Source organism: Photobacterium halotolerans DSM 18316 (assembly GCF_000425165.1).
GTDB lineage: Bacteria > Pseudomonadota > Gammaproteobacteria > Enterobacterales > Vibrionaceae > Photobacterium > Photobacterium halotolerans.
Map to the genome: position 1 here is coordinate 58,223 of NZ_AULG01000014.1, position 26,702 is coordinate 84,924.

The 26,702-nt window shown below is 52.0% G+C and carries 23 protein-coding genes; 12 read left to right on the forward strand and 11 right to left on the reverse strand.

Annotation, left to right across the window (positions count from 1 at the left end):
- Nucleotides 1-65 precede the first annotated feature (65 nt).
- From H511_RS22305 to H511_RS0102485, 3 genes are all read right to left on the reverse strand, one after another.
- Nucleotides 66-2,420 (reverse strand): efflux RND transporter permease subunit, encoded by a 2,355-nt coding sequence (locus H511_RS22305; protein WP_248616561.1) that lies wholly within the window; start codon nucleotides 2,418-2,420, stop codon nucleotides 66-68.
- 221 nt (nucleotides 2,421-2,641) lie between these two features.
- On the reverse strand, nucleotides 2,642-3,430 hold the full coding sequence (locus H511_RS0102480) for a TetR/AcrR family transcriptional regulator (protein WP_027250887.1): 789 nt from the start codon (nucleotides 3,428-3,430) through the stop codon (nucleotides 2,642-2,644).
- A 316-nt stretch (nucleotides 3,431-3,746) separates the two neighbouring features.
- Nucleotides 3,747-4,898 carry an iron-containing alcohol dehydrogenase gene (locus tag H511_RS0102485; protein WP_211225177.1) on the reverse strand — a complete coding sequence of 384 codons (1,152 nt, stop codon included), beginning with the start codon at nucleotides 4,896-4,898 and terminating at the stop codon, nucleotides 3,747-3,749.
- 170 nt (nucleotides 4,899-5,068) lie between these two features.
- On the opposite strand from H511_RS0102485, the gene H511_RS0102490 reads away from it, so the two are divergent.
- Nucleotides 5,069-5,950, forward strand: coding sequence for an AraC family transcriptional regulator (locus tag H511_RS0102490; RefSeq protein ID WP_027250889.1), 882 nt, complete (start codon nucleotides 5,069-5,071; stop codon nucleotides 5,948-5,950).
- Nucleotides 5,951-5,961: 11 nt separating this feature from the next.
- Here the strand turns inward: H511_RS0102490 and murQ are convergent, their stop codons facing one another.
- Nucleotides 5,962-6,870: an N-acetylmuramic acid 6-phosphate etherase gene (murQ, locus tag H511_RS0102495; protein WP_027250890.1), complete on the reverse strand. Its 909-nt coding sequence runs from the start codon at nucleotides 6,868-6,870 to the stop codon at nucleotides 5,962-5,964.
- A 238-nt stretch (nucleotides 6,871-7,108) separates the two neighbouring features.
- Between murQ and H511_RS0102500 the strand changes: the two genes are divergently transcribed.
- The 4 genes from H511_RS0102500 to H511_RS0102520 all read left to right on the forward strand — a co-directional run bounded on the left by H511_RS0102500 (nucleotide 7,109) and on the right by H511_RS0102520 (nucleotide 9,850).
- Nucleotides 7,109-7,477 (forward strand): hypothetical protein, encoded by a 369-nt coding sequence (locus H511_RS0102500; RefSeq protein ID WP_237582813.1) that lies wholly within the window; start codon nucleotides 7,109-7,111, stop codon nucleotides 7,475-7,477.
- A gap of 88 nt (nucleotides 7,478-7,565) precedes the next feature.
- Entirely contained in the window at nucleotides 7,566-8,222 is a 657-nt protein-coding gene (locus H511_RS0102505) for a DsbA family oxidoreductase (protein ID WP_027250892.1), read from the forward strand.
- A 298-nt stretch (nucleotides 8,223-8,520) separates the two neighbouring features.
- Nucleotides 8,521-9,267, forward strand: a complete 747-nt coding sequence (locus H511_RS0102515) for a metallophosphoesterase family protein (protein WP_027250893.1) — start codon at nucleotides 8,521-8,523, stop codon at nucleotides 9,265-9,267.
- 100 nt (nucleotides 9,268-9,367) lie between these two features.
- Nucleotides 9,368-9,850 (forward strand): VOC family protein, encoded by a 483-nt coding sequence (locus H511_RS0102520; RefSeq protein ID WP_027250894.1) that lies wholly within the window; start codon nucleotides 9,368-9,370, stop codon nucleotides 9,848-9,850.
- A gap of 72 nt (nucleotides 9,851-9,922) precedes the next feature.
- Here the strand turns inward: H511_RS0102520 and H511_RS22310 are convergent, their stop codons facing one another.
- The gene (locus H511_RS22310) at nucleotides 9,923-10,837 is read right to left on the reverse strand and encodes a DMT family transporter (protein ID WP_051287734.1); all 915 of its coding nucleotides are present in this window, start codon (nucleotides 10,835-10,837) and stop codon (nucleotides 9,923-9,925) included.
- A 128-nt stretch (nucleotides 10,838-10,965) separates the two neighbouring features.
- Between H511_RS22310 and H511_RS0102530 the strand changes: the two genes are divergently transcribed.
- Nucleotides 10,966-11,886: a LysR substrate-binding domain-containing protein gene (locus H511_RS0102530; protein ID WP_027250895.1), complete on the forward strand. Its 921-nt coding sequence runs from the start codon at nucleotides 10,966-10,968 to the stop codon at nucleotides 11,884-11,886.
- On the opposite strand, the gene H511_RS0102535 is transcribed toward H511_RS0102530, so the two are convergent.
- The 5 genes from H511_RS0102535 to H511_RS0102555 all read right to left on the reverse strand — a co-directional run bounded on the left by H511_RS0102535 (nucleotide 11,877) and on the right by H511_RS0102555 (nucleotide 18,446).
- Nucleotides 11,877-13,436 (reverse strand): cryptochrome/photolyase family protein, encoded by a 1,560-nt coding sequence (locus H511_RS0102535; protein WP_027250896.1) that lies wholly within the window; start codon nucleotides 13,434-13,436, stop codon nucleotides 11,877-11,879. The two genes, H511_RS0102530 and H511_RS0102535, sit on opposite strands and share 10 nt — an antisense overlap.
- Nucleotides 13,417-14,727, reverse strand: a complete 1,311-nt coding sequence (locus tag H511_RS22315; RefSeq protein ID WP_036758549.1) for a DASH family cryptochrome — start codon at nucleotides 14,725-14,727, stop codon at nucleotides 13,417-13,419. Before H511_RS22315 ends, H511_RS0102535 begins: the two co-directional genes overlap by 20 nt.
- A 131-nt stretch (nucleotides 14,728-14,858) precedes the next feature.
- The gene (gene araH, locus H511_RS0102545; RefSeq protein ID WP_027250897.1) at nucleotides 14,859-15,851 is read right to left on the reverse strand and encodes an L-arabinose ABC transporter permease AraH; all 993 of its coding nucleotides are present in this window, start codon (nucleotides 15,849-15,851) and stop codon (nucleotides 14,859-14,861) included.
- Nucleotides 15,852-15,868: 17 nt separating this feature from the next.
- Nucleotides 15,869-17,383, reverse strand: coding sequence for an L-arabinose ABC transporter ATP-binding protein AraG (gene araG / locus H511_RS0102550; RefSeq protein ID WP_027250898.1), 1,515 nt, complete (start codon nucleotides 17,381-17,383; stop codon nucleotides 15,869-15,871).
- Between the two features lie 58 nt (nucleotides 17,384-17,441).
- On the reverse strand, nucleotides 17,442-18,446 hold the full coding sequence (locus tag H511_RS0102555; protein WP_027250899.1) for an arabinose ABC transporter substrate-binding protein: 1,005 nt from the start codon (nucleotides 18,444-18,446) through the stop codon (nucleotides 17,442-17,444).
- A 373-nt stretch (nucleotides 18,447-18,819) separates the two neighbouring features.
- Here H511_RS0102555 and H511_RS0102560 point away from each other — a divergent pair, with 373 nt between their 5' ends.
- The 5 genes from H511_RS0102560 to araC are packed head-to-tail and all read left to right on the forward strand — an operon-like array spanning nucleotide 18,820 to nucleotide 24,261.
- Nucleotides 18,820-20,526 carry a ribulokinase gene (locus H511_RS0102560; RefSeq protein ID WP_027250900.1) on the forward strand — a complete coding sequence of 569 codons (1,707 nt, stop codon included), beginning with the start codon at nucleotides 18,820-18,822 and terminating at the stop codon, nucleotides 20,524-20,526.
- Nucleotides 20,516-21,274, forward strand: coding sequence for an L-ribulose-5-phosphate 4-epimerase (locus H511_RS0102565; protein WP_027250901.1), 759 nt, complete (start codon nucleotides 20,516-20,518; stop codon nucleotides 21,272-21,274). The genes H511_RS0102560 and H511_RS0102565 overlap by 11 nt, the downstream gene beginning before the upstream one ends.
- Before the next feature lie 9 nt (nucleotides 21,275-21,283).
- Nucleotides 21,284-22,786, forward strand: a complete 1,503-nt coding sequence (gene araA / locus H511_RS0102570) for an L-arabinose isomerase (RefSeq protein WP_027250902.1) — start codon at nucleotides 21,284-21,286, stop codon at nucleotides 22,784-22,786.
- 50 nt (nucleotides 22,787-22,836) lie between these two features.
- Nucleotides 22,837-23,370: a hypothetical protein gene (locus H511_RS0102575; protein ID WP_051287736.1), complete on the forward strand. Its 534-nt coding sequence runs from the start codon at nucleotides 22,837-22,839 to the stop codon at nucleotides 23,368-23,370.
- A gap of 51 nt (nucleotides 23,371-23,421) precedes the next feature.
- The gene (araC, locus tag H511_RS0102580) at nucleotides 23,422-24,261 is read left to right on the forward strand and encodes an arabinose operon transcriptional regulator AraC (protein ID WP_027250904.1); all 840 of its coding nucleotides are present in this window, start codon (nucleotides 23,422-23,424) and stop codon (nucleotides 24,259-24,261) included.
- A 4-nt stretch (nucleotides 24,262-24,265) separates the two neighbouring features.
- On the opposite strand, the gene H511_RS0102585 is transcribed toward araC, so the two are convergent.
- Complete coding sequence (locus H511_RS0102585) at nucleotides 24,266-25,246, reverse strand: LysR family transcriptional regulator (RefSeq protein ID WP_162144598.1); 981 nt, start codon at nucleotides 25,244-25,246, stop codon at nucleotides 24,266-24,268.
- Nucleotides 25,247-25,348: 102 nt separating this feature from the next.
- Here H511_RS0102585 and H511_RS0102590 point away from each other — a divergent pair, with 102 nt between their 5' ends.
- Nucleotides 25,349-26,605: an MFS transporter gene (locus H511_RS0102590; protein WP_027250906.1), complete on the forward strand. Its 1,257-nt coding sequence runs from the start codon at nucleotides 25,349-25,351 to the stop codon at nucleotides 26,603-26,605.
- The last annotated feature ends 97 nt before the right edge of the window (nucleotides 26,606-26,702 follow it).

Below are 26,702 nucleotides of genomic sequence, written 5' to 3' on the forward strand. Positions count from 1 at the left end.
AGCCATTGTGTGATTCGGGCTGTTTTATCTGTCATGAGCTTTCTCCTTAATCTTTGGCTAAATGGTTATTGGGCCAATGGTTTTGGGTTAATCGGTTTTTTGCTATCCGGCATGGCTGTCTTAAGGTCAGCCTGCTCCACCGGCTTACGGTCAAAGAGCATCAACATGCAGGGCAGCAGCAAGAAGTCCACCACCAGGGCAATGAAAATGATCAGGGCGCTGAGCTGGCCCATATCGCTGTTCAGACGGAAACTGGAGCTGGCCAGTACCGAGAAGCCGGCAACCAGAACGACGGTTGTGATCCATAACGCGCGACCAACAGTGCTGAAGGCATAACGAACCGCTTCTTCGGCATTTCGGCCTTCTTTGCGTGCGATTTGATACTTGCTGAGGAAATGCACGGCGTCATCGACCACGATACCGAGCGTAAGAGTGACCACCACTGACAGCCCCAGATTGATTTCACCGGACCAGAGTGACCAGAGTCCGAAGCCAAGAATCGCCGGGGCGATGTTGGGAATAAGACTGATCACACCCAGTCGCAGTGAACGCAGAGCGAAAATCATCAGTGCGGAGATCAGCACCAGCGTCACCGGCAGTGTCGATAACATGCTGGCCATGTTGGTTTCGCCAATATGGGCGAACATCAGGTTCGGGCTGGACGCCATAATGGCGTAACCCGGCGCATTGGCATCAAACCAGTCATTAATACGGGTTTCCATAGCCACCAGTTCTTTACTGCCGACATTCTTGGTGGTTAGCGTCAGTTTGACGGATGATTTATCTACATTGAGCTGGTTATTCAGATCCAGGCCGTAGGGCAAAGACATCTCATACAGCAGCAGATATTGTGCCGCCAGTTCTCTGTCGTTCGGCAGGCGATACCAGCTGTCATCATCACCATGCATGTTTTTGTTCAGGCGTTTGTAAACATCACTCAGGCTGGCGACATGGTCGGTTTCCGGTTGTTCGCGCAACCAGTTTGTAAACTGATTCAGAATGTTCAGGAAGCCAGGATCAGCGATCCCCTGAGGCTGGCCTGAGTCAATCGCGATGCTGATGGTGGTCATACCGCTGATATTTTCAGCCATGAAATCGGCAGCCTGGCGGAACTGGCTGTCTGTGGCGAAGTATTTGACTGGCTCGTCGTTGACCACATTACGGGGCAGAAGCAGGGTAGTGCCGGCCAGAACGATCACCGACAAAGGCAGGATAATTTTGCGGTGATTCACCACAAGATTGCCTAATTGATCGGTCCAGCTGTGCTGGCCGGCCGGTTTGACGGCCGGGGCACGCAAAGGCAGCACAGCCAGTAGCGCGGGCAGCAGAGTAACTGACAGAAAACAGGCGATCATTATTCCCAGAGCGGCCAAATTGCCCAAATCACGCAGAATCGGGGAATCAGAGGCATTCATCATCAAAAAGCCAAGCGCTGTTGTTACCGAGGTAATCAGTACCGGCATAGCATTGAGTTTGATGCTGTAGCCAATGGCTTCGTTTTTGAGCATGCCCCGCTGCATGCCCTGGCGCATAGTGGCAATAACATGTACGCAGTCAGCAACGGCGAGTGTGAGAACCAGGGTGGGTACATTGACTGTGGCTGTGCTGAGGAACATGCCCGCCCAGCCGGACAGGCCCATAGTGGCTGCCACTGAACCGATAATCACAATAAGCGTGGCGAGCACACCGGTCACAGTGCGCAGCATTAGCACCAGGAAAACCAGCACAATCAGCAGCATGGTCGGCACGAGTGTGCTGCTGTCTTTCATCGCCATGTCCATGAAAGTCCGGTTCATCGCGACAATGCCGGCCTGATAGAAATCAACGTCAGGAAAGTCGGCCCGGTACTTCGCCAGCAAGGTCTGGGAATAATCGGTAACCGTGGTAATTTCTGTCGTTTCGTCAACTTTGGGCATTTGTAAAGTGACGTTCACCACAGCAACATCACCGTTGGATGAAATAAGTGAATCACGCAGCAAAGGTTCTTGTAAGGCGACCGACTTCACTTTCGCGATACGCGCCGCATCAAGCGGGTACTCATCTAACAGCAAATCTTCCACCAGCAGATCATCTTCAATGGCCTCTGTGTGCTGATAGTTTGCCAGCGAGTCGACGCGGCTGGAAAAGGGAATCTGCCAGCTGTCATTGGTCAGATCCCGGATAAGCGACAAGGTGTCCGGCGTAAAGACATTGCCGTTTTTGGGCGCAACAACAAAGCTGATGTTGTCTGTTTTACTGAATGTGTTTTGGATCGTGTTGAAGGCTTGCAGCTGGGGGTTATTTTCGTCAAAGAAGATGTTGTAATCGCCGCGGAAATAAAGGTTTTTGGCGCCGATAGTCGCGGCGATCAGCAGTGCTGTCATTGTCGCCAGGACGAGATAAGCACGTTTGATCGGTAAAGCGTAGATACTGTCTTTCATCACAATCTCCATGAGTGACGTTTCGTCAATACTTGGTGCTTTAAAGCCAGCATGTAGGCTGGCCGGGCATGAGTAAGCTACTTATTGATAGCGAATTTTCATTATTCAGCGATTTATGAGCGGTAACACGCTCCACTGTTCGCTGCAGAGAAAATTAAATTGTGACAAATCGTCAAACATGGTGTGAAAATAACCCGCCTGAAAGCGGGTTATTACAGGAACTAACGACCCAGTTGCGCCAGAAGTTCGATCTCTTCGGCAAAAAAGGTCTGTTCAATGTGTTTCCACAGCCTTTTGTAATCCCTTTCGCTGGACAGTGGTTTCCAGTTCATCCCGTCCAATAACATGTTGATGTTGTTGAGAATAGTGAACGGATCCTGCAGGCGATGAATACAGCGGCTATTGGTTGCATTCGTAACCAACGCATTTGATCCCACTGCCAGTGACCAGTTTGCAAAAACCACCGCATCGGTACTGACGGCCGCCGACATAGCCAGACTGCCTTCCTCAAGAGCGCGATTGACGATTGCATCGGCATTATCAATCATTTGCTCTTCAAGTTGATTCAATATTTCCACGCGTGTACTGGATGCTTTGTCGATAACCCAGGGGGTTTTCGCTGTCAGCAGACAGGTCGACAGTATGGGTTCGAGTCGGGCAAAGATATGGTATGCAACGTGGACACCCATCAGAATATCCCGGCTGCTGCCTTCCATATCTAACACCCGGTTGAACAGAGTCATTTCAACCTTTATAGCGTGGCTGCATAACGCCACTATGACGTCTTCTTTACTGCAGAAATGGTTATACACCGTTCCTTTAGAGTAAGGACTGATTGACGCCAGCCTGTCCATGGTCAGGTTCGCAAAGCCTTCTTTGTTAACCAGATCTTTGGCAAGCATGATCAGCTCGTGATCGCGTTCTGCAATCGCTTGCTGTTTTTTGGTTTTGGGCGCACGCTCTCCGGAGAAGAGGGCACCTCTCTCTTTATTACAGTTCAACCCGAACATAACTTCCGACTTTTAAGTTGTCAGTTGCGTGAATACATTGCAACTCCTCCTGTGAGATGCAGATGCTTCTGTAAGTTTTTGCTTTACAAGAAGCACGCATCCCTTAATCAGTTTAACACGAATACGAAAAGGGTAAATCTCTGTAAAAAATGACGATTAGTCAAAGTTGACTTATCGTCATAATAGCTGCTTATGCACAGAGATCAATACCATTACTGAGAATTATTTATTCGGTTCGGTAAATAGCGTTTGTGGCAGGCAATAAAAAACCGCCAGAGCTGGCGGTTTTAGGTGTGTCTGTGTTGGCTCAAAGAAATTAAAGCGCAGTGCGAAGGATGGCTTCACTGTCGGCAATACCAATCTTGCCGTGTTCGCCCAATGCGGTCATACCGTGCTTTTCCAGGCCGCTGAGCAGCACGCGAATATCGCTTTCATCCAGTTCGACATCTTTTAAGCGAGTGGGTACTTGCATGGCTTTGAAGAAAGCTTCGGTTTTGGCAATGGCGGCATAGATACGCTCGTCGGCGTTGCCTTCAGTGATACCGAAAATACGTTCTGCATACTGAAGAAGCTTGCCTTCTTTCTCTTGGCGGCGTTCTTTCATGACGGCCGGAAGCACGATACTCAGCGTGCGGGCATGATCAATGCCGTAGTTGCCGGTCAGCTCGTGACCAATCATGTGCGTGGCCCAGTCTTGCGGGACACCGACACCAATGAGTCCGTTCAGTGCCTGTGTGGCTGACCACATAATATTGGCACGAACCGCCAGATCTTTAGGATTAGTCAGCGCTTTCGGGCCTTCTTCAATCAGGGTTAACAGCAAACCTTCAGCAAACCGATCCTGCACTTTGGCATTCACCGGAAAAGTCAGATATTGCTCCATCACATGGACGTATGCGTCAACCACACCGTTACTGATCTGGCGAGGAGACAGACTCAGAGTGGTTGCCGGATCCAAGACGGCGAAAGCAGGCTGGATTTTAGATGACATGAAGCCAATCTTATCGTTACCGCGAGAGACCACAGAAGCTTTATTACTTTCAGAACCCGTTGCCGGCAGTGTCAGAATGCAGCCAATAGGCAGCGCATTATCCACTTTGAGCCCTTTGGCCCACATATCCCACGGGTCCTGGCCTTCATAGCAGGCTGCTGCCGCGACAAACTTGGTGCCGTCCACCACTGAGCCGCCACCCACTGCCAGCAGGTAGTCAACGCCTTCTGCTTTGATTGTGTCGACCGCTTTCATCAGCGTGTCGTATTGCGGGTTAGGTTCGATGCCAGAGAATTCAGTCCATTGGTGCTCACTCAGCGCCTTAGCAACCTGATCGTAGACACCGTTGGCTTTGATAGAGCCACCGCCGTACAGTACCAGTACCTTGCTGGTTTTAGGAATTTCGCTGGTGATGGCAGCAATCTGGCCTTCACCAAAATGGATGCGGGTAGGGTTGTGATAGCTGAATGGGTTCATCATTGCTCTCCAGGTTTGCCTGTAAGATGTAGTGTGCTGCAAAGTGTAGGTGACAACATGCCTTGCGGTAATACACGATTCTGCTTAATTCTTGCCTGATTCTGCTTTACACTTTTATTTGAACGGTTATTCATCAACACTAAGCCATCTGGAACAACTGAGTTTCGACTATGAATACTACCCTGGAACTGGCCATTTCCTTATGCTGTCAACTGGGTTTGGCGAGCGGTCAAGGTAAGGTAAATACGGCACTAAAAGGTGTCAGCCTGTTTAAAATTACCCAGTATCATCATGTTACCCCGCAGATGTACCAACAAGGCGTGGTCGTTATTTTTCAGGGCAATAAAATTGGCCATCTGAATGACTATCGATTTGAGTACGACACAGAACATTGCCTGATTGTGTCAGCACCATACCCCATTGCCTGTGAAACCTTTGCGTCGGAGCAGGCGCCGCTGATCGGTATTGATATCGGGTTCGACCACAGCGTGATTCGCCAGCTGGTCGATGATATGGAAGCGGATCTGGGGGCCGATTATTTCGCCTCTCAGCAGCAGCACAAAGGCGTGGCCGCCTCGCCTGTCACACCTGAGATTAATGATTGTATGCAGCGATTATTATCGGTTCTGCATACCCCTATTGATGCAAAATTACTGGGGCCGCAGATACTCAGAGAGTTTTTTTACCGCCTGCTGCAAAGTGATCAGCGATCCCTGCTTGCCCAGTATGTGAAGCAAGACAGCGCGTTGGCCCGCGTATCAGGTGTGATAGAGCATGTGCAGCTGCACTATGCGGATAAGCTGGCGGTGGATGATCTGGCTGACATGGCAGGCATGAGCATTTCTGCCTTTCACCGTGCATTTAAGCAAGTTGTCACCGACCCGCCGTTGCAATACATAAAAAAAATCCGGCTCAATAACGCCAAGCAGCTCATGGTGCAGGATGGCGTGTCAGCCAGCGTGGCAGCAAGCAAAGTAGGGTATGAAAGTGCCGCGCAGTTCAGCCGGGAGTTTAAACGCTATTTTGGGTTGCCGCCCAGTAAGGCGGGGTAAGTAGCGTGCGTTTACTGACCTGCCTGTTGGACAGCTTGCCGGGTAAATCCCTGCGAGTTGTTCAGCAGCGCACGCGCATCTTCAGCCGTTGAACTGGTCAGAATCATCACAATGGCTGTTTTGCAGTGGCCGCCACAGGCTGCCAGCGCAGATTCGGCCTGTTCGCGTGTTGCGCCGGTCGCAGCGGTGACAATGTTTTTCTGGCGCTCGACCAGCTTGGCATTGGTTGCTTCAACGTCCACCATCAGGTTCCCGTACACTTTGCCGGTTCGTATCATGGCGCCTGTTGTCAGCATATTGAGGATCATTTTCTGCGCAGTACCGGCTTTCATGCGGGAAGAGCCGGTCACCACTTCGGGTCCGACGATGGGCGTCATGGCAATATCGGCCAATTGAGTCATGGCACTGTCCGGATTGCAGCTGATGCTTCCGACGGTCGCACCGATTGATTTGGCGTATGTCATGGCACCGATAACATAAGGCGTACGACCACTGGCAGCAATGCCGACTAACACATCTTTGTCTGAAAAATTCAGGGCTTTCAGATCTGCTGCACCCAGTTCGCTGTTGTCTTCTGCATTTTCTACGGCGCGGAAAATCGCTTCGCGGCCACCGGCAATCAAACCGATAACCTGAGACGGGTCGCTGCCATAAGTGGGCGGGCATTCACTGGCATCCAGAATGCCTAAGCGGCCTGATGTCCCTGCGCCTGAATAAATTAAGCGGCCACCTTGCTGGAAAGCAGTGGCAATAGCATCGACAGTCTGAGCCACTTGCGGCAATGTCTGCTCAACAGCCAGCGCCACTTGCTTATCTTCGTCATTGATGACCTTCAGCATGTCGACGGTCGACAGGGTGTCTATCACCTGGCTGGCAGGGTTGCGGCTTTCAGTGATCAGCGTGTTTAAATCAATTTTCATCAGGGATGACCTTAGGGTTCGTTATCTGATGAGAATTGTAGGGAATAACATATGGCGTAGCAAACGGCGCCATCTTAGCGGCTTCTTCTTACCTGCCTTGATTCAAAAACGCGATAAACAGGCAAATCATCGAATTCAGACGATGTCGGCGCTTATCAGCGACCTGAGTGTCTGAATCAGCGTGCTACACTCATACCGACACTGACTTCGTGGAATTGGGTTCGTCGCGGAGGCAAGTATGGTCAGTTTATTGTGGAAATGGTGTGCGACTCTTTTTCTCCTTGCTTTGTTCTGGGCAGGTTCTGTCCTGCCTGTTCAGGCCGACATCGTTGATGCCCGCTGCGATATCTACCCCAAAGGTGCAGATAAACCCTCAGGCCGTTACTTGTGCGTGCTGTCTCAGCATCATGGCTATATCACCATAGACAGAGCAGATGGCGTCTATTACGATTTTCATCCGGCACGGGGAGAGCCGGGTCAATACCGCGATGACCGCAATCAGCCTGTTTACAGAAGAAGCGGATTAGGCGCAAAAGGCATGATTTTTGAGATGAGCGACAAGTCGATTTATGTCCATTGGGATACCTCCGTGTTAGCTGAGCCTTAATTTTAAGATCTCATTTTTAGGGATTATGGGTTGATTTTTTACGCCACGCTAACCACTATCAGCCCACCTGAACTAAGAGACGAAATGCATGTCAACGCATACCCACTTAACCATTGATATCGTATCTGATGTCGTCTGTCCCTGGTGCTACATTGGTTACAAACGACTGGAGCAGGCTATGGCGGCCTATAAAGATCAGGTACAGTTTACTGTGCGCTGGCATCCTTTCGAACTGAATCCGGCGATGCAGGAAGACGGCCAGCTGCTGAGTGAGCATCTGGCCGAGAAATATCAGATCACAGCCGAGCAAAGTGAACAGAACCGAGCCAGGATCATCGCTTTAGGTGAAGAGTCCGGTATTCGGTTCCATTTCACCCCACTCTCCCGTATCTACAATACCTTCAAAGCCCATCAGCTGCTGCATTGGGCCGCGAGTTACGGCCGTCAGACAGAGCTGAAGCTGGCGCTTTTTGACGCTTATTTCACCGAGCAGGATGATCCGGGTGCTTTGCCTGTGCTGCTGGATGCCGCTGAGACTGCCGGCCTGGATCGCAAAGAAGCCGAGCTGGTGCTGAAACAGGGCAATTTTGCTGAAGCCGTGAGAGCTGAAGAGCAAACCTGGACCGGGCAGGGGATCACCGCCGTTCCTGCTTTTGTCTTTAATGAAAAGTACCTGCTTTCCGGTGCGCAGGATACAGACACCTTGAAGCAGGTTATCGATACGCTGTTAGCTGAGACGGCTTAATAAACAGTACTCCAGCAATGTTAACGACCCGCATGAGCCATGATCAATTGATCAATGACGCATGCGGGTCTGAACGCTGCTGGGGCCGAGGGTGAGTTTTGATCACTGTGCAATCTGACAAGGAGAACAGATGAAAGGGCTCTGGCTAAAACTGATTCTGACTGTCGTGATATTCGCTGCCTTGTTTGGCTATGTTTTTTACACGGTTCAAAGTGGGGTGCAGTAGGACATTGTTGACAGGGAAAAGATAATTGGAGAAGGTCAACGGTAAGCACAGAATCATCACAAGGAGTGTGAGTTGGAAAAATATGCCGTGTTATCGGACATTCACAGTAATGTCTTTGCGCTGGAGGCTGTAGTTGAGGATGCGCTCAGCAAGGGGGTGACCCGGCTGGTGAATCTGGGTGACATTTTATACGGCCCGATAGCCCCTCGTGCTACCTTTGATTATTTGCAGCAGCAAGAGATGCTGACCATTTCAGGTAATCAGGATCGGCAAATTTACCAGTCGAGTGCAGCAGAAGTGGCTGCCAATCCCACGCTGCAGTTTATCCTCAATGATTTAGGACAGGCCCCGCTGGACTGGATGCAGCAACTGCCTTTTGATGCCCGGATATCCGATGAGATTTACGCCTGCCATGGCACGCCGGACGATGATCTGGTGTATCTGCTGGAAGAGGTCAGCTCGGGCCATCCGCTGGTCAAAGCAGATGCTGAGATAGCCGCGCATCTTAAAAACATCCGTTCACCCATTATTCTCTGTGGTCATACCCATATTCCCCGTTGTGTCCGGCTGTCGACGGGACAGACAGTGATTAACCCAGGCAGTGTGGGCCTTCAGGCTTATGCTGATGAACTGCCGTTGGCTCATGCGATGCAAAATCACACTCCGCAAGCGTCGTATGCGGTGCTGACTTTACAGGACAAGGGGGATTGGGATGTCGCCTTTCACCGCGTTGATTACGATGTGCAGGCGGCTGTGCAGGCAGCCACAGCCAACGGTCGCGCAGACTGGGCGCAGTACCTGATGACAGGCCGATGTTAACTCAGTAATAGTCAGCTCAAAACGCCGCGTCTTCATCTACACTTGGTCGATACAGTATGCCGTTTTTCTTTGTGTTCCTGTCCAGTTTCCCGGAGGTTCTATGGCATCGTTTCAGCAGGCGAAAATCTCCCCTCACTTGTGGTTTGATCAAGAAGCGGTTGAAGCCGCCGACTTTTATACGCAAGTTTTTGACAACTCAAAAATTGTCAATGTCACCAAGATTGAAGACACCCCTTCAGGCAGTGTTGATGTGGTGAACTTTGAATTGTTCGGACAGCCATTCACCGCGATCAGTGCCGGGCCATTTTTCACTTTTAATGAATCGATCTCTTTTGTTATTCATTGTGAGGATCAGGCCGAAATCGATCGTTACTGGACGGCTTTATCTCAGGATGGCGGTGAGGAAGGGCAGTGCGGCTGGCTGAAAGATAAATTTGGTTTGTCATGGCAGATTGTGCCGAAATCTATGGATACGATGATGCGAAGTGATGATCCCGTTAAGCTGGCGCGGTTAACACAATGCTTTCTGACCATGACCAGGCTGGAGATTGCCGCCCTGGAGCGGGCGTTCAGAGGCGAATAAGAAGGCCAAATAAAAAAAAAGCGACAGGGCGGGCAGGCGCTCCCACTCTGTCGCACAACGGATAGTTAATTGTCAGGCTTTGGTTTCGTCTGCAGTATCTGTAGCGACTGCTGCTTCCAGGGGTTTGAGCCCCGCGGCTTTTTTGGCACGCTTTTCTTTTTGTGCCAGCCAGATCAGGGGCGCGATGATCATCATGGTGCCAAGAATCATTGGCAAGTCAGGTACTTCGTCAAACCACAGCATGCCGATGATCACAGCGCCAATCAGCCCGCTGTATTCGGCGCTCGCTATCTTGTTTGATTCCGCCGAGCGGTAAGCCAGTACGCAGGCGCCGGCATAAATCATAATGAAAGTGCTTGAACCGGCCGCTGTCAGCAGCGGCGACCAGTCCCAGGGCTGTCCTTCCCAAAGCGCCAGGCCCAGTGCTGCCGGCATACCTGCCAGGTTGGTCAGCATCAGGGTTTGTGCCACAGTCTGGTGTTTTGGCAGCTTACGTACCAGCAGGTTGTTCCAGGCCAGCGTAAACGCGACAATCAGAGCCGCAATGGCAGCCCAGTTGATTTCAGTCGGGCGGATAATCACCAGCACACCAATGAAACCAATCACCGCCACGCCGACAGAATATTTGGTCAGCTTTTCCTGAAACAGCATCATGGCCATAGGCAGCATGATCAGCGGGGCGGCATAGAAGATGGCATTCGCTGTTGCCAGTGGCAGGCTGGTAATGGAGATGATCATAAAGACCATGCCCAGCAACCAAATGTGTCCGCGCAGCGCATGCCACTTAAACCCGGCAAAAAAATCGGCTTTTTTGGTGCCGATACAGAAGGGGGCAAGAATAGCGACGGCGGTTAACTGGCGGAAAAAAACAAACTGAAAAATAGCCGTTTCATCACCCAATGATTTAATCATGGCATCGGAGCACACAGCAATTAAGTTGCCAACAATCAGCAATATCATGGCTAAACCGACAGACATTTGAGGCATGGGCTGCTCCTTCTTTTTTTGGGGTTAATGAAATGTCAACGAGACAACAAACTGTGATCCAAAGCATAAACCAGCGGTAGTGATGAAGTATAATGATATAAATTTTTTTGGTATGAGTTTTTTAGATAGTGAAGCTGCCACCACTTCGCGCTGTTCATTACTTTGAGGCTGTCGCCCGTCTGAACAGTTTTTCCCGTGCGGCGGAATTTTTGAGTGTGACGCAAAGTGCGGTCAGCCATCAGGTTCGTCTTTTAGAAGATTATTTGGGCGAAGAACTGTTCCAGCGCCAGGGTCGTCAGTTGTCTCTGACGCCCGTCGGTGAAAAGTATTACGAGCAGATCAGCCATGCTCTGGCTGATATCTCCGAAGCCAGCCAGCAGATCCGGGAAGGCGAAGGCGGCAAGATTCGCCTGGCACTTTACAGCTCATTGGCGGTGAAATGGCTGATCCCACGGCTGGAAAACCTGCGTCAGCTGCACCCTGAAATAGAGCTCACGTTAAATATGGTGAGTAACGACCCGAATTTCAGTGACGAACTGGCCGATTGTTTTATTACTGTCTCGCCACCCAAGCGCAATAATTTCATTTCAGAGCTGCTGTATCATGAGCAGCTGTATCCGGTATGCAGCCATAAACTCTGGCAGCAAATGCGGGATAAACCGCTGCCGGACGCCCTGTGGGAACATCCGCTGCTCACTACGCGATCTATTTTTAAAGATGCCAAACACGGCGAAGACTGGCACCGCTGGTGTAAGCTGGGCGGTTTTGAGCTGCCTGAACAGGCAAGATTTCAGTTGTTCAGCCATATGTTGCTGGCGGCAGAAGCCGCCCGCTATGATCAGGGCATCACTTTTCTCAATGACTACCTGATGAATGATATCGACAGGCAACAGCATTTCGTGCGGATCCCTATGCATGAGTTGCCGACCGGTGACAGTTTTTACTTTGTGTATAAAAAATCCCGCGCCAAGCAAACCGCCATTATCACCCTGGGGCGCTGGCTCAAACAACAGTGTGATGAACTGGACCGAAGAGGCAGTCAGAGCTGATCCAGGTTATTGAGACAGAATTCGGCTCGGCTGAGTATTGCCTGCCGTTCCTTGTCCGCTAAGTTATCCCAGCTGCGATAAATCATACCGATTCTTGGGTTTACGGCCAGACGCTGTTGGTGCTTGTCCATGAAACGCCAGTACAAGCTGTTAATGGGACAGGCATCCGCACCGGTTTTCTTTTTAACAGAGTATTGGCAGGACTGACAGTAGTCACTCATCTTATTGATGTAGTTGCCACTTGCCGCATAGGGTTTAGTGGCAATAATGCCATTATCAGCAAACTGAGACATCCCCCGGGTGTTGGGCATTTCAACCCACTCAATGGCATCGACATAGATACCCAGATACCAGGCATCGACCTGATCGGGATCAGTTTCCGTGAGCAGACAAAAGTTGCCTGTGACCATCAGTCTTTGAATATGGTGCGCATAGGCGTAATCCAATGACTGCGAGACGGCTGCCTTCAGGCAGGCCATGCCTGTTTTCCCCGTCCAGAAAAAATCCGGTAACTGCCGGTTAGCGCCAAGGGTGTTGCTGCTGGCGTAGTCAGGCATATTGGCCCAGTAAATTCCCCGCACGTATTCGCGCCAGCCCAGTATCTGGCGTATGAAACCTTCCACTTGAGCCAGAGATATCCTGCCATCGGCCTGTTGATAGTGGGTCAATACTGTCTGAATGACCTGCATCGGGTGCAGCATTTTCGTGTTAAGGGAAAAAGATAACCGCGAATGATAAAGACTCCACTGGTGCTGGCTCTGATCTGTCATGGCATCTTGAAAATAGCCGAAACACTGAAGTTGGTGCTGGCAAAAATAGTTCAGCAATTCAATGGCCTGTCTGCGTGTCACCGGCCATAGCAGTGAATCAGAGGCTTGACCAAAATGCGGAATACGGTGTTTTTTCAGCCGGGACAGGATATCACTGACCGGGTTGTTGAAACGCAGCGGTGCCGGAATGGCCGCAAGATCCACGCTGGTCAGCTTATGCCGGTTCTCTTTGTCGTAGTTCCATTTGCCTCCCTCAGGTTTTTCGCCCTGCATCAGGATAGCAAAGCGACGTCTCATCATTCGGTAAAAATGTTCCATCAGGACATGTTTGCCCTGGGCAAAGTGGCGGGGAATCTCGTTAAATGGCAACAGGAAGTGTTCGGTATCGACTTCTTTGCACGATACGCTGGCAGGCAGGGCTAAGGTTCGCAGCTGTTGCAGCAGGCGGTATTCATCAGGTCGCTGGTATTCGAACACTTCTATCTGATGATCTGACACCAGTTTGTGAAGCAGTTCCGGCAGGCTTTTGTATGCCTCGGTGTCGTCCAGCGTCAGGTGGCAGACATGAAAGCCGGCTTGATTGAGGGCGCCTGCAAAGGCTTTCATGGCGGCAAAAAAGGCGCAGATTTTCTGCACATGATGCTTGGTATAAGTCTCTTCCTGATGCAATTCGGCAATCAGATATAACGTACTGTCGTCCTTTGACTGAAACCAGGAATGTTGCGCATTGAGCTGATCGCCCAGGATCAGCCTTAAGGTTTTATAGTGAGTGGCTGCCATGATTTAACCAGCGATGAATGAAGTCGCCATCAGGATCGTACATTTTCGTCTGTTTCTCCAGATCAAAATAGCGCCAGCCCCGCGGGTCGGCACCCACTCCGGCCAGATACTGCCAATTGCCCCAGTTAGACGCGACATCATAGTCGATCAACTGCTGCTCAAAGTAAGCGGCACCGTAGCGCCAGTCGAGGGCCAGTTCGTGGACAAAACAACTGGCAACCAGCTGGCGGCCACGGTTAGACATATAGCCGGTCTGATTGAGCTGTCGCATGCAGGCATCAACAATCGGATAACCTGTCTTGCCGTTGCACCATTGCTGAAAACGCGCCTCATCATGGCGGTTGATTGGCCCCTGTTTTTTAATGCCATGATAATAGAACAACTTTTGGCGGTAGGCATGGGCATACCACTGAAAGTATTCACGCCATAACAGCTCGAAACGAATCCACTCGGTTGAGTCATTTCTGATGACCTTGTTCTGATAATCGTCCAGATAGCGCAGCACAGTGACCGGGGACAGACACCCCAGCGCCAGCCAGGGTGAAAACTTGGTCGAATTGTCCCAGCCATCCAGCGCATTACGTGTCTCTTTGTAACGGGCAGGTAAATCGCCGGAGAAATAGCGCTGAATATGCTCAAAAGCTGCCGTTTCGCCGCCGGTGAAGCCGCGGGAGAGGGAAGGTTGCTCCGGCATTCTGTTCAGTTGGGTGCGCGCCAGATTGATCGGGTGGAGCGGAGCGGTTTGCGGCAAAGCGGGCGGCGGCGGCAGCTCTAGATCACCCACAGACTCTGAACGGCAATCCAGTTTTTCTGTCATCAGCCTAAACTGGGTGAAACTGACGGGCAGTTCATTGAGTGTAAAAGGCAGCAGTGCCCGCGTGAACAGGGTATGAGTTGGAATGGTCAGAAAAGTGACGTCCGGGTATTGGGCCTCAATATACGCCCAGCTCTGGTTTTCGTAATAGCCAGCCTGTTCACTGCGGCCGATGACGGAAATCGGGTATTGATCCAGCAGTTCGTCAATTGTTGCTTCCAGCGGCGTGTCGCGCACGAGAAGGCATTGGTGCTGATGCTGCTCGGCAAGCTGGTGATTCAGATCCGCCAGCGAAGCCAGCAAAAACGCTTGCCGCGGCTTGCCCCACTGCGTCCTGTGTGCCGGATACGGATCCATCCCTTGCTGCGGCAGACAGTAGAGACACAACAGATTATCCACCTGCTCAGCCGTTTGCTTCAACGCTGGGTTATCGTGCAGGCGCAAATCGTAACTGAAGACAAATAATCCCGTTGTCATGGCTCACCTTCTGTGCAAAAGGAGTTACCACAAGTGTAGGCGGCGAAACCGTGATACGAAGGAGCAGGGCGATGATTTCTGTTTGCGCGCCCCTCCCGTTGCAAAGAGGGGGCGCGACAGGATGGCCGATATCAGGCTTTGCGGGAGGTTTGCTTATAACGGTCGAAGATGACCGCTGCCAGCAGAATGGACCCGCGCACCACGTATTGCGCAAAGGGGGACATATTCAGCAGGTTCATGGCGTTTTCGACCGTGCCAAGAATCAGCACACCGGCAATCACATAAGACACTTTGCCTATCCCGCCTTTCAGGGACACACCGCCTAAAACACACGCTGAAATCACCACCAGTTCGAAGCCGACTGAGGTCATGGGCTGGCCACTGGTCATGCGCGCCGCGAGTATCACCCCGGCCAGTGCGGAGATGAAGCCGGAGACAGTGAAAATGATAATCTTGGTTTTGACGACATTGACCCCTGCCAGGCGGGCCGCTTCTTCATTGCCGCCGATGGCCAGCGTATTGCGGCCATAAACAGTGCGGTTCAGCAGAAAAGCAAACACCGCGAAGGTCATCAGGGTCAGCCAGACAGGCGTCGGGATCCCAAGCAGCGAGGAATTACCTAAGGCGAAGAAGCTTTCCTCCGTGATACCCACGGCTTTACCGTCCGAGATGATATAGCCCAAACCACGCGCAATCTGCATCGTGGCCAGTGTGGTGATCAGGGCATTGACCTGCAGTTTGGCAATGACAAAACCGTTCAGTAAGCCAAACAGCACACCGGACAGCAAACCTGCGCCCACACCCAGCACCACACTGCCGGTGGCATTGATCGCCACGGCGGTGACCACCCCTGAACAGGCGATCACGGAGGCAACGGACAGATCAAGGTCGCCACACGCCAGACAGAACAACATGGCGCAGGCCACCATGCCGCTCATTGAAATGGCCAGTCCCAATCCTTTCATATTCACCAGGGTGGCAAAATAAGGGACAAAAAACGCACAGAGTAAAAACAAGCCGGCGAACACCATCAGCATCCCGTATTTATCCCAGACAGCGGACATGTTCAGGGTGCCGGAGCTGTGCTCAGATTCGATTAATTTCGTCGTACTACTCGTAGCCATGAGAAGGTTCCTTTTCATCAAGCGGCAATCGGGGCGTCGCCAAGCATGGCCAGGCGAAGCGCGGTTTGTTCATCAAAGACATCACGGGTCAGTTCGCCTGTTATCCTGCCTTCCTTCATGACCAGAAGGCGGTCAGAGATCCCCAGCACTTCGGGTAAATCACTGGAGACAACCAGGACAGTGACCCCGTTTTCAGCCAGCTTGAAAATCAGCTCATAAATTTCCGATTTCGCGCCAACGTCAATGCCGCGTGTGGGTTCATCCAGTAAAATCACGCTCATGTCGGTCGACAGCCAGCGGCCAAGGATCACTTTCTGTTGATTGCCCCCGGATAACTGACCAATGGCTTGTTCCAGGTTAGCGGCTTTGACATTGAGCGCCTGACTTTGCGTCTCGGCATTTTTGCGCTCCCACACACGGTTAATCACACCGCCCAGTTTGAGATGCCATGGACGGGCGCTGATGTTGGTATTTTCTTCGACCGAGAGAATAGGCACTATGCCGTGCGCTTTGCGATCTTCAGGACACAGGGTAATGCCCGCTTTGATGGCGTCTTTAGGGCTGCGAATCTGCATTTTCTGGTTGTGCAGGTAAATGTCGCCGGAATCCGGTTTTTCGGCACCAAAGATCAGCCGTGTCAGTTCAGTGCGCCCCGCGCCAACCAGGCCAAACAGACCCAGAATTTCCCCCTGACGAATGTCCATCGAAACGGGGGCACTCAAACCGGTTCCCGTCAGCTTATCCAGCTTCAGGCCACTCTCACCCAGGGGACGTGAGCGATAGTTGTAGATGTCGTTGATCTCACGTCCCACCATCAGCTCGACGAGCTTGTCGTGGGTCAGATGGGTCATGTCATCACAGGTCTGCACATGGGTACCGTCTTTAAATATCGTAATGGCATCACACAGCGAGAAGATTTCCTCCATTCGGTGAGAGACGTACACAATGATTTTGCCGTCATCGCGCAGCTCGCGGATCACTTTGAACAGGTTATCGATCTCACGTTGTGACAGGCTGCTGGTCGGCTCATCAAAGGCAATGATGGTGGCGTTGCGGCTCAGGGCTTTGGCAATTTCCACCATCTGCCACTGACCGATGGAAAAGGTCTTCAAAGGCAGCGACGGGTCAAAATCTTCGCCCAGTCGTGCCAGCTGTGCGCTGGCATTGCGATTTAAGGTCTCGGTGTCTACCTTGCCGTTTCTGGTGGGCAGCTGACCGAGATAAATGTTTTCCGCGACACTGAGCTCCGGAACCAGGTTCAACTCCTGATAGATAATGGCGATACCTTGCTCCAGTGCATCGACAGTGGAAGATAGGCGGACGGGCTGGTCATTGATCACCAGCTCGCCACTGGTAGGCTGGTAAAGGCCGCTCAGGGTTTTCAGTAAGGTTGATTTACCGGCACCGTTCTCGCCCATAAGCGCATGCACACTGCCGCTGCTGACCCGAAAACTGATGCCAGACAGGGCTTTGACACCGGGAAAATGCTTCGAAATCTGGCGAAATTCCAGGCTGGAAGGGGACGTAGCCATAATGCGTACTCCTGTAGAATCATTGGGCGGCAATGTGGCACTGCCGCCCGGTTCGGGCTTACAGACCTTTCTTCTGCAGTTCGGCTTTGTAGTTGTCGCGCGTGATCAGGACCACGTCGGTGACTTCCACAAATTTCTGTGGCTGAACGTCTTCTTTCACCCATTTGTACAGGGATTCAATACTCTTATAGCCATGAACATCCGGGCTTGGCAGGAGTGAGCCATAAAAGCCGGTGGCCTGAGACTTCGCCAGCTCGTTGACGGCATCGACACCATTGATGCCGATGCCAATGACTTCTGAAGCGGTAAAACCTTGTCCTTCAGTGGCACGGATACCGCCCAGCACCGTATTGTCATTCATCCCCACGACCAGCCAGTGTTTCACATCCGGGTACTGCACCAGCAGAGAGTTAGCCGCATCAAGGGCGCCCGGAATGTCATTGGATTTGGTTGGCACGCGGTAGATTTGATCTGCCGGGAAACCGGATTCCGTCAGCGCTTTTACTGCGCCGTCCACCCGGCGGCGTGCAGTATCCAGCTCATCGGCAGTAATGGCCATGACACCTGTTGTTTTGGCATCCCAGCCACGTTTTGTCATTTCCTGGTACAACTCGCTGCCCTGACGATAGCCAATTTCGCTGGCGGCCATCATTACCAGAGGTACATTCGTCATCGGCTGACCCTTGGCATTGAGGAACTGGTCATCGACGGTAATGACTTTCATGTCGTAACTGTTGGCTTTTGCCATGATGGCCGGCCCGAGTTTGGGGTCCGGGGTGCAGATAACAAAGCCTTTCGCGCCGCTGGCCGCCAGCGTATCAATGGCATTGAGGGTTTTTTCTCCGTCAGGAACCGCCATTTTGATCACTTCAAAGCCATAATCTTTGCCGGCTTTCTCGGCAAAATTCCACTCGGTCTGAAACCAGGGCTCTTCCGGTTGTTTCACCAGGTAACCCAGCTTGAGGGTGTCATCGTCACTTCCCCAGAATGCATTCGCGGAAGCACTGAGTAATGTCGCACCTGTCAGTGCGACCGCAGCAAGTGTATGTGTGATTTTTTTCATATTGTAATTCCGTCTACGTGTAGGATTTTTTGTTTCATCGGGAATCATTATTTGAGCAAGAAACGGAGAATTGGCGTGATGAAAATCACAGCAGAAAAAGGCAGCGATTTTGTCCATGCATATAGCGTGAATGGCTATGAGGTGATTCGCATTTTTTCATTGATATAAAACATATTGCGCATAAATTTTCAGTGATTATGACTTTGTAAACGTTTTACATACCTGTTGGATGAATCGGGTGGCCATTTTTGTTCTTTGCACACAAATTGAAGTGACTGACGAATTTATCCATATTTATAGCGGTTAGATTCATGGCTGAAAACGTGCGCCCTGGTTATAAAAGAAAAAGATCAGGACGACGAGTGGAGCAGTCATGGACAAGATCAGTGCAGAACAGCGGTGTGTTATCGGTCTCGATTTTGGATCGGACTCGGTAAGGGCGCTGCTGGTGGATACCCGGAACGGCAAAGAGATTGCCTCCGGGGTGGCTTATTATTCCCGTTGGATGGCCGGAGAATACTGTGAGCCAGGTCAGTCGCAGTTTCGCCATCACCCGCTCGATTATACCGAGTCTATGACTCAGGCCATTGCCGAGACACTCAGCCAGGTGTCGCCAGCGGTCGCTCAATCTGTGGTGGGGATTGGTGTGGACAGCACGGGGTCAACCCCGGCGCCCATTGATGCGCAAGGCAATGTGCTTGCGCTGCGGCCAGAGTTTGCGCACAACCCCAATGCCATGTTCATTTTGTGGAAAGACCACACCTCGGTCAGCAAGGCGGAGCGGATCAATGCACTGGCGCATTCGCATGATTTTCCCGATTACACCCGTTATGTCGGTGGTGTTTACTCCTCGGAATGGTTCTGGGCAAAAGCTGCCTGGGTGGCGGAACAGGCACCGGAGCTTGTTGAACATATCCATAGCTGGGTGGAGCTTTGCGACTGGGTGCCGGCTTTGTTATCGGGTAATGAACATCCTGACCGCTTACGCCGCAGTATCTGTGCTGCCGGCCATAAAGCCATGTGGCATGACAGCTGGGGCGGTCTGCCTGATCAGGCTTTTCTGTCTGCAATTTCCCCGACATTAGACGGCATGAGAGAGCGGCTGTTCACTGAGGTATTCACATCGGACGAACGGGCAGGCCAGCTGTCTGCGGCCTGGGCCGGTAAGCTGGGGTTGCCTGAGGGGATTGCCATTGCCGTCGGCGGTTTTGACTGCCACATGGGGGCGGTCGGTGCCGGCGCGGGTGAGCATGATCTGGTCAAGGTGATTGGCACATCGACCTGCGACATCCTGATGGTTAATCACCAGACGCTGGGTGAAAAAACCGTACACGGGATCTGTGGTCAGGTGAAAGGCAGTGCCATGCCGGAGCTGGTGGCACTGGAAGCCGGTCAGTCTGCTTTTGGTGATATTTATGCCTGGTATAAGCGGTTGCTGATGTGGCCGTTAGTGGCGTATGCCCGGCAGCATCCGCAAAGCCACCTGCCGCTTGATGACATCGAAAAACAACTGATCCCAGCGTTGAGCCAGGCCGCACTGGGCACAGAGCGCGATCTCAGTCTGCCTGTGGCAATGGACTGGCATAACGGGCGCCGCACTCCCAATGCCAATCAACGCCTTAAAGGTGCGCTCACCGGTATCAATCTGGGCTCGGATGCGCCGGAATTGTTTCTGTCGCTGGTGGAATCTACCGCCCACGGCGCCAAAGCCATAGTGGATTGTTTTACCGGGCAGGGCATTGACGTTAAACGCGTGATTGCCATTGGCGGTATTTCGCAAAAATCCCCGCTGGTGATGCAAACCTGTGCCGACGTGCTGGGACGGGAGATTGCTGTCGTTGAGTCAGAGCAGTGCTGCGCGCTTGGCGCCGCTATCTTTGCGGCAGTGGCCGCCGGTGTGTACCCGTCGGCGGGTGTTGCACAGTCACAGATGGCCAGCCCGATCAGCCGGGTTTACTCGCCGCTGACAGGGACAGAAAAAATCAATCAACAACGTTATCAAAGCTATCAGCAACTCGGGCAGCAACTGGAAGCCCTGTCCGAGTTCCAACTGTCACAGGAGCGCAATCATGACCACTGATGTTTCGTTACAGCTTGCTGCGCAGGGCAGTGGTGCGGAAGCACGGCGACAGGCGCTGCGCCATCAGGTCTGGCAGGCGAACATGGACTTGCAGCGCCATAAGCTGGTGACTTTTACCTGGGGCAATGTTTCCGGCATTGATCGTCAGCAGGGCATAGTGGTGATCAAGCCCAGTGGTGTCGCCTATGACGCGCTGAGCGCTGAAAACATGGTGGTACTGGATCTTGAGGGCAATGTGCTGGAAGGCGACCTGAAGCCCTCCTCAGATACGGCAACCCATCTGGCCCTGTATCAGGCCTTTCCGGATATCGGGGGGATAGTGCATACCCACTCACCGCAAGCCACAGCCTGGGCGCAGGCCGGGAAAGCGATTCCGGCATTAGGGACGACGCACGCTGATTATTTCTACGGCAACATCCCCTGCACCAGGGCATTGACCGATGAAGAGATAGCCACAGATTACGAGCGCAATACCGGCCTGGTGATAGTGGAAACCATCGGCAGCCAGGATGCCATGGCGATCCCGGGCATTATCGTCAAAGAACACGCTCCTTTCAGCTGGGGCAGCGATGCCGATCAGGCGGTACATAACGCTGTTGTGCTGGAAACCGTTGCCGCGATGGCCACACAGACGCTGCAAATTAACCCGGCTGTTTGTGCCGTTAACCCGGCATTACTGGATAAACACTACCTGCGTAAGCATGGCAAAAACGCCTATTACGGACAGGGTGAAACGGATAAGAACTAAGGAATAACGATGAAAGCTTTCAGCGATAAACACGTCTGGTTTGTGACCGGGTCACAGCATCTTTACGGGTCAGCAGTCTTAGACAGCGTGGCACAGAACAGTCAGCAGATAGTGCACAGCCTCAACCAGTCGCCGGCTATTTCTGTACCTGTGGTGAACAAAGGAACCGTCAAAACACCGGATGACATTCTGGCGGTCTGCCGCCTGGCTAACAACGACCCGGACTGTGTCGGACTGATGCTCTGGATGCACACTTTCTCACCCGCCAAGATGTGGATTGCCGGTCTGAGCCAGCTGAGTAAACCTTTCCTGCACTTGCACACTCAGTTCAATGCCGCATTGCCGTGGGATGAGATTGACATGCATTTTATGAACCTGAACCAGAGTGCTCACGGGTGCCGCGAGTTCGGTTTCATTGGCACACGTCTGAATATCGACCGCAAAGTGGTGGTCGGCCACTGGGAAAACCCGTCGGTTCACCAGCAGATTGATGACTGGTGCCGGGCGGCGGTGGGGATCCATGCCGGGCAGCAGCTCAAAGTGGCTCGTTTTGGCGATAACATGCGGCAGGTGGCGGTCACCGAAGGCAACAAGGTCTCCGCCCAGATCCAGTTTGGCTACGAGGTGCATGGCTATGGGCTGGGTGAGCTGAGCGACAGTGTGAATGCCGTCAGCGAGGGGGAGGTTTCAGCCTTACTGGATGAGTATGCCTCACGCTATACCCTTGATCCGGCTTTGCTGTCGAATCCGGATACCTTGTCGATCCTGCGTCAGGAAGCGCGTCTGGAGCGGGGAATGGAGCGTTTTCTCGAATCAGTCGGCGCAACGGCATTTACCAATACCTTTGAAAACCTGATCGGCCTGAGCAATCTGCCGGGCTTGGCGACTCAGCGTTTGATGGAAAAAGGCTACGGCTACGGCGGCGAGGGCGACTGGAAAACCGCTGCGATGACCAGAATCATGAAAGTGATGGGTCAGGGGCGCAGTGGCGGGACGTCTTTCATGGAAGACTACACCTATAACTTTGGTGTGAAGGATCAGGTCCTGGGCGCGCACATGCTGGAAGTGTGTCCGTCTATTGCCGATGCAAAGCCAGCGATTGAAATTCACCGCCATACCATTGGCTGTCGTTGTGATATTGCCCGGATGATGTTCAGGGGCAAAGCCGGCCAGGCGGTGAATGTGTCTGTGATTGATCTGGGTAACCGTTTTCGCATGCTGGTCAATACCGTCGAAGCCGTGACCCCGCCGCAGGTAATGCCGCACCTGCCCGTCGCCCATGCCCTTTGGGAGCCGCAGCCTGATCTGGCCACTGCTGCCGCCGCCTGGATTCACGCCGGCGGGGCTCACCACACTGTATACAGCCAGTCGGTCACCGTCGATATGCTGGCTGATTACGCCGAAATGGCCGGTATTGAAATGGTGCTGATTGATCAGGATACCCGGATTCGTCCGTTCAAATCCGAGCTGAAGAATAACAGCGTCTATTACCGGTTAGCATCGGGTATCTAAACTTTATTTTGCGCCCTCTTCGTGATGAAGAGGGCGTTAACGGATCACTTGTGAAAGAAGACAACGCCAAAGCAGCATGGCTGCAAAATGCGACGACTGGCTATCAGGACTGGCGGGTGGAAGTCTCTGCCGCTGAGCCTGGGACCTTTATTCTTTACTTTCGGGATCAGCCGCAGTGCCTGGCCGTGCTAACGCTAAACATCAATGGCCGGGCTTTGCCTCTGCATGAGATTCGCTGGCAATTTCGCCGTAAAGCGCATCAGCTGGAGCAGTGGTGCAATCTGACTTTAGGCGACACCCTGTCTGTCAGCATGACCTATCGGTTTTGTGGCGGCAGGCTGGAAATTGATTATCTGGCCCGTAATCCAATTCCCTCCCGGCTTGAATTAGGGCATCAGATCAGACCATCCGCGTTGCAGGGGTCGCAATCGGATGTCGAACCTGCTGTCAGCTGGCTGTTTAAACGAAATGGTCAGCCAAGCGAATATTTAATCGAGCAGGCCAGTCATGGTTTCTGCGAAGCATTTTCGGCCTCTCTGTGGCTGGTGTTAGGTCAAAACTGTGATGAGAACATTCGTACTTAATGCGCCGCCTGCATACACTAGAGAGCTGCGTACAGCTGGTACAGAATACTGATGATGCAAAACGATCCACTCAAACCCGGATACAATTTTGACGCCCACCTGGTTGCCGGGCTGACGCCGATTATCGAAGGGGATGAGCTCGACTTCATGATTGAACGCCCCAGCGGGATGAAAGGTTTTATCATCAATTTCACCAGCAAAGGGGAAGGGACCATTTTCCACGGCAAGGATGCGTTTGATGTCCAGCCCGGGGATCTCCTGCTATTCCCGCCTTCTGCGGCACATTACTACCAACGCAAAGAAGATTGCTCCTCCTGGTTCCACCGTTGGGTGTATTTTCGGCCTCGTGCATTCTGGCACGATTGGCTGAACTGGCAGGAAGAAAAGAATGGCGTATACATCACCAGGGGGTTAGATGAAGAGACGATTCGTCATATCGAACATTTATTTATCGATATTGAATACACCTCTAAGTCTGATGTGCTGTATCGCAACGACCTGGCTGTAAACCTGCTGGAGCAGTTACTGATTCGCTGTAAGAGCCTGCAACCGGATGTGGTGAGCAAGCCCCTTGACCCGCGTGTGATCGAAGCGATGAATTATATGACGCAGCATTTGAATCAAGATTTCAGCATTGAAGATATATCCGCCCATATCTGCCTGTCACCTTCACGTCTCGGGCATTTGTTTCGTGATGAAATGGAGATGACCATCACTCAATGGCGGGATGATCAGCGAATCAGTCGTGCCAAGCAATTGCTGGTCACCACTAACTATTCCATCAATCATATCGGTCGCATTGTCGGCTATACCGACCCTTTGTACTTCTCACGCGTTTTTAAGCGTAAATCGGGCGTCAGCCCTAAGCTGTACCGTGAGCAGGTCACCTGAGGCGTTACTCGTCCAGAATCCGTTCTGCCGTTTTCTGGGCTGGTTGTTCTGTTACTGAAGACTCGGCTTCATGGCCCGGTAACAGGTCAGCGGCAAGGGTGGCATCGTAAAGCCGCTGGCGGGTCATTTCCGCGATTTCGACGATCAGTTCGACCATGCCCGGTTGCCTGACCTTTTTCTTGCTGCACATGATGTAAAGGGACTCACTCAGCCGCGGTGCGTATTGCGGTAACACAGGCACTAACTGGCTATTGGGCGAATACAGGTAGGTGGGTAACACGGCAATGCCCATACCTCTTTCGGCGGCATGCTGTTTGGTCAGGTTGTTATCAAAATACTGGCTGCGCTCAGGCAGCGAAAATTTACTTTGCTGAGCATAGATGTTCGGCCAGTCTAATTTCCCCTTAGCCTGAATCAGCAAGCGGTGCTCACCGAGATCTGAGAGTGAGGCAGGCGTACCATAACGTTTCAGGTATGCGTGGCTGGCCACAATCACTTTATCGACATCAGCCACCCGCTGGTAATAAAAGGCCGGTTCGGGCTGAGAGAAATTCAGGGCGATATCCAAATCGTCGTCAAAGAACGCTTTTTCAAGACTGGTTTCAATCAGGTTGATAACCAGCTGCGGGTAAGTTTCCATGAGTTGTTCGATCACGGGCAGCACAACCTGATTGCCGAGTGCGACGGAACAGGCCAGGTTAATGGAACCTGCCATAGTCTCTGTCTGGCTGAGTGACATCATGCAGTGACGCAACCCGTTCAGGCTGGTCTGGCACTCTGCCAGCAGCTTCATGCCTTCGCGGCTTAACTTGAAGTGATGTTTGTTCTCACGAATAAACAGCTCACAGCCGAGCTGCGACTCCAGCTTCTTGATTTGTGCGCTGATGGTGGACTGCGAAATGTTCAGCTTAATCGCCGCACGGGAAAAGCTGTTGTATTCCGCTACCGCCTGAAAGTAGTGCAACAAGGCAAATGATTTATCCATGTTCATAGTTGTTTATCTATAAATAAATCCGTTTTTATGAATTATCACTGAAAGTGAAGGCAAATTACACTGGCTTTCCTGACATAACTATAGGTAAGCAAAGTGAATCTTGATACCCGATATGCTTTTCATCTGGCGCTGGACATCAGTGCTGCAGGCGTGTTCATGGCGGTTTCTGGTTTGTACTGTCTTGCAGAGGGTATGACACTTCAGCAATTGGGTTGGTTCTTTGCCGTCTTTTTTATCGTCATGGTTGTGCTGGAAGTGCCGAGTGGTTTCCTGGCTGATCGATTTGGACACCTGGCCGTTTATCGGCTGGCGAAAGGTTTTGATATGCTGAATTTTGTGCTGCTGGTGTTGGCTCCGAGTATTACGACTGTGATTTTAGCATCGGCAATCGGCGGCATCGGGCGCGCTTTGGGCTCAGGGTGTTTAGAGGCATGGTATGTTAATCAGCGCTATAAAGAAGGGCGCCATGCAAATATCAAAGCGGCGCTGTCACGTGCGAACCTGTGGCTGTTATCAGGCCTGGGTATTGGTGCTGCAATAGGCGGACTATTACCCGCTCAGGTGCCATATACGTTCAGCCAGGCGTATCTGAATGGCAACCCTTATAAGGTGGCGTTAATACTGAGCATGGCGATCCACTGCGCAGCCCTGGGGATCAGCTTTCTGACTTTTCATGAAGGCGAAAATGTGCAGTCACGACAAGACCACAATCATGAATCACTGCTGTCGATGAGCAGTAACTTACTCACGCATTTCATGGCAAATCCAGTATTGATCATGCTTCTTGCCTGGCAAATGCTGATGGGCTATGCCCTGGCTAACCACAGTGTGTACTGGCAGCCAGTGTTCGCCATGCTGGAGGGCGGGAACAGCATGCTTGAATGGGTGGGATTTATAGTGGCCTCTAACTATTTGCTCGCTGCTCTCCTTGGTAGGTTGCTGGGCGCTTCTGCTACTTCTTTTTCAGCTGTAGCAATTTTGCTGGCTTATACAGTGTGCGCAGCGACGGCGCTGATTGGCATGTCGCTTGTTAGTAATCCCTGGGGTTTTTTATTGGCGAACTGGGTGTTTATCTCCGCTGTGTTTCTGTCTCGTCCTGTCGTTACGGCAGAGTTACATCGGCATGTCGGCTCATCGTACCGGAGTGCGTCGATATCTTTACTGTCACTGAGTCTGAATCTCGGTGGGGTGATGACAGGCGGTTTGCTGTCATGGCTGACGCAAATATTTTCTGTGCCGGTAGCCTGGCAGGTGAGCGCATTGGTTATGACGCTATCGGCGTGCGGTTTGAGCGTCTGGCAGGCGATGGCAGGCCGAGGCAGACAAGCCCCGGGTAATGAGACGGATTAGCGTAATTGAAGAAAGAATGTGCGCAAGGTGGGTTTATCAGGCGGTCAGCGATATTATTTTTAGATCAATCTCAAATAAACCTTTACAAAGGGGGAGA

Coding starts and splice junctions, on each gene's coding strand:
- H511_RS22305 (WP_248616561.1), bottom strand. CDS start 2,420: ATGAAAGACAGTATCTACGCTTTACCGATCAAACGTGCTTATCTCGTC.
- H511_RS0102480 (WP_027250887.1), bottom strand. CDS start 3,430: ATGTTCGGGTTGAACTGTAATAAAGAGAGAGGTGCCCTCTTCTCCGGA.
- H511_RS0102485 (WP_211225177.1), bottom strand. CDS start 4,898: ATGAACCCATTCAGCTATCACAACCCTACCCGCATCCATTTTGGTGAA.
- H511_RS0102490 (WP_027250889.1), top strand. CDS start 5,069: ATGAATACTACCCTGGAACTGGCCATTTCCTTATGCTGTCAACTGGGT.
- murQ (WP_027250890.1), bottom strand. CDS start 6,870: ATGAAAATTGATTTAAACACGCTGATCACTGAAAGCCGCAACCCTGCC.
- H511_RS0102500 (WP_237582813.1), top strand. CDS start 7,109: ATGGTCAGTTTATTGTGGAAATGGTGTGCGACTCTTTTTCTCCTTGCT.
- H511_RS0102505 (WP_027250892.1), top strand. CDS start 7,566: ATGTCAACGCATACCCACTTAACCATTGATATCGTATCTGATGTCGTC.
- H511_RS0102520 (WP_027250894.1), top strand. CDS start 9,368: ATGGCATCGTTTCAGCAGGCGAAAATCTCCCCTCACTTGTGGTTTGAT.
- H511_RS22310 (WP_051287734.1), bottom strand. CDS start 10,837: ATGCCTCAAATGTCTGTCGGTTTAGCCATGATATTGCTGATTGTTGGC.
- H511_RS0102535 (WP_027250896.1), bottom strand. CDS start 13,436: ATGGCAGCCACTCACTATAAAACCTTAAGGCTGATCCTGGGCGATCAG.
- H511_RS22315 (WP_036758549.1), bottom strand. CDS start 14,727: ATGACAACGGGATTATTTGTCTTCAGTTACGATTTGCGCCTGCACGAT.
- araH (WP_027250897.1), bottom strand. CDS start 15,851: ATGGCTACGAGTAGTACGACGAAATTAATCGAATCTGAGCACAGCTCC.
- araG (WP_027250898.1), bottom strand. CDS start 17,383: ATGGCTACGTCCCCTTCCAGCCTGGAATTTCGCCAGATTTCGAAGCAT.
- H511_RS0102555 (WP_027250899.1), bottom strand. CDS start 18,446: ATGAAAAAAATCACACATACACTTGCTGCGGTCGCACTGACAGGTGCG.
- H511_RS0102560 (WP_027250900.1), top strand. CDS start 18,820: ATGGACAAGATCAGTGCAGAACAGCGGTGTGTTATCGGTCTCGATTTT.
- H511_RS0102565 (WP_027250901.1), top strand. CDS start 20,516: ATGACCACTGATGTTTCGTTACAGCTTGCTGCGCAGGGCAGTGGTGCG.
- araA (WP_027250902.1), top strand. CDS start 21,284: ATGAAAGCTTTCAGCGATAAACACGTCTGGTTTGTGACCGGGTCACAG.
- araC (WP_027250904.1), top strand. CDS start 23,422: ATGATGCAAAACGATCCACTCAAACCCGGATACAATTTTGACGCCCAC.
- H511_RS0102585 (WP_162144598.1), bottom strand. CDS start 25,246: ATGGATAAATCATTTGCCTTGTTGCACTACTTTCAGGCGGTAGCGGAA.